Source organism: Microcoleus sp. LEGE 07076, from assembly GCF_015207455.1.
In the GTDB taxonomy this organism is placed as follows: Bacteria; Cyanobacteriota; Cyanobacteriia; order Cyanobacteriales; family Microcoleaceae; genus Microcoleus.
Genome location: NZ_JADEWV010000283.1, coordinates 1 through 5,952, shown reverse-complemented (window position 1 = coordinate 5,952; position 5,952 = coordinate 1). Strand labels below are relative to the sequence as shown.

Here is a 5,952-nt window from a genome sequence, read left to right as displayed (position 1 = left end):
GTATTTGACGGGTGTTCACGGGGTGAGGCCTCCGCATTTGGGCAAGAAAACTACTGGCAATGAAGGGGCTGTCGGTTATACGTACTACGTGCCGCCGATGTTGAAAACTCAATTGGACAATTTGCCGCCGAAAGCAAAAGGACTGGTGCTGTGGATTATTGAAGGGCAAGTTTTTTCGAGTCAGGAAGTTGAGTATTTGACTGTTTTGCCGACGTTAGAACCGCGAGTTAAAATAGCAGTAGAGATGGGGGGCGATCGAGCTTTTAGCTGGAAGCCGCTTAAAGATGCTTTAGTTGCAGCTTAAATTCTGATATTTGCGATCGCAAATCAACTAAAAAACGCAGCGAGCAACTAAGGTTAAACCGCTTCTGCTCGCTGGTTTTGATTTTGTTTGGTAAAAATTTAATTAACCGGAAAATTTTATGCTTCAGAACCGGGATTACACAATCATCATTGACAAAAGCGGCAGTATGTACACCAAAGACCAGGCTGGCGGTAAGAGTCGGTGGGCGCTCATCCAAGAATCGACGATCGCATTGGCAAATAAATGCGAAGAACTAGACCCCGATGGCATCACAGTTTACGTGTTTTCCGGTCGCTTCAAACGGTACGACAATGTAACAGCAGCGAAAGTCGTGCAAATATTCCAAGAAAACGAACCTTCGGGGACTACGAATTTGGCTGCGGTTCTGCAAGACGCTCTGAACAGTTATTTTCAGCGCAAAGCATCCGGTAAGACCCAGCAAAATGGGGAAACAATATTAGTGGTGACTGACGGCGAACCGGACGATCGCAAAGAAGTGATGAAAATGATTATAGAGGCTTCGCGGAAGCTCGATCGAGATGAAGAGTTGGCGATTTCTTTTATTCAAGTAGGGAATGCGCCAGAAGCTACTAAGTTTCTCAAGATATTGGATGACGAACTGCAAAGCGCCGGGGCTAAATTTGATATCGTTGATACTGTGACGATGGATGATATTGAAGGAATGACCCTGACTGAGGTATTGCTGAATGCAATAACTGATTGAGGAGAGGGCGAATTGTGCGGAATTATATTTGTGCCTGGTTGCTGGGCAGCATTTAAAAAGGGGGTTTAATTTATGGAATCGATCGATCGGCTGTTAGCTGAACTTAAGGCAGAATATCAAGCGTCTCAAAAGAATCGCGAGCTCAAAAGTCAGCCGTCGGTGGAAGCACAACCGCTTTCCCAACCAGCAGCAGCGCCGTCAAATCAAACATTTAAAACGGTTAAAACAGCAGATATAAATTTGTATGCTGGTGCTTCAGACAAGGATTTAGCTCAAATTAAGGCTGAATACGCAGCACAAAATAAACTTCAGGAAGTGGCTGTGCAGGAACCGCTTAAGGTCGATCGCGAAACACAAAATAAACCTCAGGAAGTGACTGCACTCGAAACGCGGCCTGCTGAAAAAATCGGGGGGCAGCAGTCGCAGGTACAAACGCACAAGCAAAAAGTTAGGCAAGCTCAGGTTTGGCTGAAAAAGTTGGATAAGGATTCCGATGAGAGATATTGGTTCGATCAGTTTGCTTTTAAGTATGCTTCGAGGATAGATGCGGCGATCGACTATTTGCAAGCTGTGAATGAGTTTGATTGAATGTTGAGTGTTGACTGTTGACTGTTAAATTATGCCACCCGTCAATCTGCAAATTCCGTCAAATATCTCACAGCGCCGCACCCTAAAAAGCACTGAAACCATTTATTTCATTGCTTTTTACTTCTGGCTTCTTCATGAGTTCCGTTACATCCGTTACATCCCTGGAGCGAATCCGTTGACAAACTTCCTTCTTCCTTCAGCTATACAGTATCTTTTGGAACAGAAGTAGGACGCAACAGAAATAGAGCAGCCTTTTTTGCTGTATCTTCTGATAGCTGAATTTGTTTTAGTTCAACAATACCTTCACTGATAAAAGTATCTCTCAAAGCAGCTTTTTCGCCGCTATTAAAAGTCGTTTCGTAAAATACTTCTTGAATCCCAGCCGCAATGACTAATTTCAAACAATAGATGCAGGGTTCTAAGGTGACGTAAATGCTAGCCCCAGCAGTAGATATTCCGTGTTTTGCAGCTTTGGCGATCGCATTTGCTTCTGCGTGAACCGCCCTTGAGGGCAAAATTTTGCTGGCGTCGCAACTGCTCAAACCAGGATAGCAGAAGCCTTGAGTAGTGCAGTGTGCCGAACCCGAGGGCGAACCGTTGTAACCGGTAGCTAAAATTTGCCGATTTTTGACTATTACTGCGCCGACGGGAAATGCCAGACAAGTCGATCGAGTAGCAGCCAATTTTGCCAACATTAAAAAGTATTCATCCCAAGTTGGTCTTTGAGGAGGTTCGTAGTTGTCTGGTGTGTTGATGTTCATTTAAAATCTATAATTAGAATCATATTCAGACGAGAGATTTATTGGGAAATTCCAGTCGAGCCAAATCCATTATCTCCCCTAGAACTGGAACTTAACATTTTAACTTCTTCTATTTCGGCGTGAATTACTGGCGCGATTACCATTTGAGCAATTTTCATGCCTTTTGTGACTTGAAACGAAGTTTGACCGTGATTGATTAAGATGACTTTGATTTCGCCTCGATAGCCTTCATCTATGGTTCCTGGTGAATTGAGTACGGTGATTTGGTGCTTAAGAGCTAAACCACTTCTGGGACGAATTTGAGCTTCTGTATTTTCGGGTAATTCTATCGATATACCTGTATGAATTAACTGGCTTTTCCCCGGAGTTATTTCTAAGTCATCTATCGAAAATAAGTCCAGTCCAGCATCGGAATGATGGGCATATTTGGGAATTGTGGCTAACTCGTGGAGTTGCAGAATTTTTAGTTTCATATTGTTTTGTATTTAGTTGAGTAAGGTGTTTGTAGTGAGGAATTTAGTCCTCATAAATCTAAGGACTAAATTCCTCACTACAAACCAATTTTATTATTACGGCGCTAGTCTGGCTTTTCCGAGACGAGTAGTTGTGTACCACTTGGCAATGTCAGGAGCCCAATTTTCAAAATGAGGCCACATCATTTCGCAGAGTTTTTGAATTTCAAGTTGAGCATTTTTCTTGTTTCTTAAGTCAGAAAAATGTAGAAAAGACCTGAGATTGAAGCTGACTACAAAATGCTGGCGATAGTCAAAGGGTAATTTGCCTCTGGCGTGTTCCTCGGACATTCCGCTGTCGAAGTCTATTTTGTAACGTTTAGCGGCTTCTAGACACCACTCTAAATCTTTTTGTCTTTGTTCGGGAGAATAGTAGTATTTTTTGCCTTCGCGGTCTGTGTAATAATCTACTGGACGCAGGTAAAAGATATCTTCTATGTCTTTTTTACCGACTGCTGCATCCAGAAATTGATTACCTGTATAGCGCAGGGATTGCACGTCAAATGATACTCCTACACGATGTGTCCTGGCTTGCTGCATGACGCTGTGGGGAAAGTACCCGCAATTGAAGATAATTTGGGGATGCTCTAGGGGTCCGTAATGCCCCCGATCGCCTGCGAGGAGTCTTTTGACGATAATTTCGCCACATTCTGCGTCACAGGGCCAGGAATCGCGATCGTCAAATACGAAATTCTCGGTATAGTCTTGATGGAGGGCCGCGTAAATTACTTGCTGAGGATTTGGTGTTTGAGAAATAACTTCTACTCTGAATCTATCCATTATATGTTTATTTTTTAAAATCCCTATAGTTGGAAAATACAACATCATAGATTATTTCATAATATGGCATTTTTGGCAAGTTTATTATGCTAATAGTTCGCTGACTGCTACACTAAAACCTGCAAGCACAGTTTGAGTGTTAACAACTTCATCCGCATTAAACAACTGCCAGCGGTTCCCTGCATTCACAAAGATTAATCTCGCTTCAGGAAACAGTAACCAAACTTCTAAACATCCCGATTCTAAATATTCTTGAGCTTTTGCAAATAATTCTTCGCCGCTATCTTCAGGAGACGCAACTTCCGCTATCAACGGAAAACTTTGAAAAAATGCTGTAAAATTGCCTGATTGTGGCAGCAGTTCAGGAGTGATGTAAGCAACATCGGGACGGCGGCCTTGTTTATTAGTGCGACAAAGTATTTCGGTAAGAACTTCTCCTCCCTGTCCGCTGGAGTCTTTGTAATTTCCCCAATAACGGGCTAATTTAGATTGAGCCAGACTGTGCTTGAATGTCATTCCAGTTTTCTCCACTAAGTGGCCGTCAACCCATTCCATTCTATCAGCAGGTTTGACTAAAAACTCTTCGAGAGATATGACTTTTTGTGGCTCTGATTCTGGCTGAATTTCTGCTGTAATCTCTAATTGTGTCTGTGATTCTGGAACTATTTTATTTTCGGCTTTTTGGGGTATAGTTATAGTAGTTGTCACGAGCGCAACCTCTCTTTAATGATTCTAAGTTTACAGGCGATCGCTCTCGATCGCATCTTTACGATATTATGGAACAGGGTAGATTTTGTCTGTTCAACTTGGCACTACAATTTATATTGTAGCAATTAAGAAAGGTGACTTTGATGATTCTCTCAAACCGTTTTTCCGCAGCCGGAACCTATGCTGCGGAATTACACGCAACCCAACTTCGCAAAGGTTCCGGCGTTCCCTACATTGCCCATTTGTTGGGCACTGCTAGTATAGCTTTAGAATATGGGGCTTCGGAAGATGAGCCGATCGCAGCTTTGCTTCACGATGCGATCGCCCAATCAAGGCGGCCCCACCACCCGCGAAGTCATCCGTGACAGCAGCGACACGACACCAGATATCCCTTGGTGATACCGATCGCGTTCTTAACGCTTCTCGTTGAGTCAGATTGGTCTCGGCTGCTGATAAAATCTATAATGCCAGATCGCAACTGAAAGATTTTGGTTAATTAGGCGATAATCTAAGAACCACTAACTAATAACAACTAACTAATAACAACTGACTAATAAAAATGGCAAACGTTCGTTTAGAAAATATTACCAAACGCTACCAAAACGTCACCGCAATTGAAAACATTAGTTTCAAAATCCCGGATGGGGAATTTTGGGTATTAGTCGGGCCTTCCGGCTGCGGGAAATCCACAATTATGCGGACGATAGCGGGTTTGGAAACCGCAACTTCCGGGAATCTTTATATTGGAGATAATTTAGTTAACAACATTCCGGCGAGACAGCGGGATGTCGCAATGGTATTTCAAAATTATGCGCTTTACCCGCACATGACTGTCGCAGAAAATCTGGCTTTTGGATTGCGGATGCGGAATGTTGACCAGACTAAAATTCAAGAACGAGTCGAAACTGTAGCCCGATCGCTCTCGATCGACCATCTCCTCAACCGCAAGCCCAAACAGCTATCAGGGGGACAGCAGCAGCGGGTAGCACTGGGAAGGGCGATCGCCCGATCGCCCAAAGTGTTCCTCTTAGACGAACCGCTTTCCAACCTAGATTCCCAACTGCGAGACGACACTAGGGCCGAACTCAAACAACTGCATCAACGGCTGGGAATTACCACAGTTTATGTTACCCACGACCAAGTGGAAGCGATGACTTTAGCTGATAAAGTTGTAGTTTTAAATCAGGGGAAAATTCAACAAATCGGCTCCCCGCAAAGCATTTATGCTAAACCAGCTAACCGCATGGTTGCCACATTTTTAGGCAATCCGGCCATGAACATTTTGCCCGCAATTTATGCTAACGAATCTTTTCAAGTGGGAAATCAATCTTTAGCCTGTCCGCCATCACTTCAAAAAAGATTGCACCCGAGAGAAGGACAAGGATTTGATTTGGGTATCCGTCCAGAAAATATAGAAATTTTTACGCAGCCAACAGCAGAAAACGATGATTTAAAAAGGGATGTTTGGGCTTTAGAAAAAGTCCCTCTGGAGGTAGAGGTAAAAGTAGTGGAACCTCTGGGGCGAGAAACTTTAATCCGGGCGAGTTTGCCTTTGTTGAGCGCTGAAACTACTCT

At 43.4% G+C, this 5,952-nt stretch carries 8 protein-coding genes and 1 pseudogene; 5 read left to right on the top strand and 4 right to left on the bottom strand.

All coding sequences use genetic code 11. The annotated features are described in order from the left end of the window. From ndhN to IQ270_RS27165, 3 genes are all read left to right on the top strand, one after another. Positions 1-304 (top strand): NAD(P)H-quinone oxidoreductase subunit N (ndhN, locus tag IQ270_RS27175; protein WP_193976267.1); only part of this gene is annotated, 304 nt, incomplete at its 5' end. 118 nt (positions 305-422) lie between these two features. After that, a complete protein-coding gene (locus IQ270_RS27170) occupies positions 423-1,028 on the top strand; it encodes a VWA domain-containing protein (protein ID WP_193976266.1) in 606 nt (201 codons plus the stop codon). Positions 1,029-1,100: 72 nt separating this feature from the next. Continuing rightward, positions 1,101-1,616, top strand: coding sequence for a hypothetical protein (locus IQ270_RS27165; RefSeq protein WP_193976265.1), 516 nt, complete (start codon positions 1,101-1,103; stop codon positions 1,614-1,616). A 200-nt stretch (positions 1,617-1,816) separates the two neighbouring features. Here the strand turns inward: IQ270_RS27165 and IQ270_RS27160 are convergent, their stop codons facing one another. From IQ270_RS27160 to IQ270_RS27145, 4 genes are all read right to left on the bottom strand, one after another. After that, entirely contained in the window at positions 1,817-2,377 is a 561-nt protein-coding gene (locus IQ270_RS27160) for a dCMP deaminase family protein (RefSeq protein WP_193976264.1), read from the bottom strand. A gap of 38 nt (positions 2,378-2,415) precedes the next feature. Next, positions 2,416-2,850 carry a dUTP diphosphatase gene (gene dut / locus IQ270_RS27155; protein ID WP_193976263.1) on the bottom strand — a complete coding sequence of 145 codons (435 nt, stop codon included), beginning with the start codon at positions 2,848-2,850 and terminating at the stop codon, positions 2,416-2,418. Positions 2,851-2,946: 96 nt separating this feature from the next. Then, positions 2,947-3,669, bottom strand: coding sequence for an FAD-dependent thymidylate synthase (gene thyX, locus IQ270_RS27150; RefSeq protein ID WP_193976262.1), 723 nt, complete (start codon positions 3,667-3,669; stop codon positions 2,947-2,949). Between the two features lie 84 nt (positions 3,670-3,753). Next, the gene (locus IQ270_RS27145) at positions 3,754-4,377 is read right to left on the bottom strand and encodes a Uma2 family endonuclease (protein ID WP_193976261.1); all 624 of its coding nucleotides are present in this window, start codon (positions 4,375-4,377) and stop codon (positions 3,754-3,756) included. A gap of 143 nt (positions 4,378-4,520) precedes the next feature. Here IQ270_RS27145 and IQ270_RS27140 point away from each other — a divergent pair. Both IQ270_RS27140 and IQ270_RS27135 read left to right on the top strand, forming a co-directional pair. Then, positions 4,521-4,716, top strand: a pseudogene (locus IQ270_RS27140) (HD domain-containing protein); the annotation flags it as partial. A 220-nt stretch (positions 4,717-4,936) separates the two neighbouring features. Continuing rightward, positions 4,937-5,952 (top strand): ABC transporter ATP-binding protein (locus tag IQ270_RS27135; RefSeq protein WP_193976260.1); only part of this gene is annotated, 1,016 nt, incomplete at its 3' end.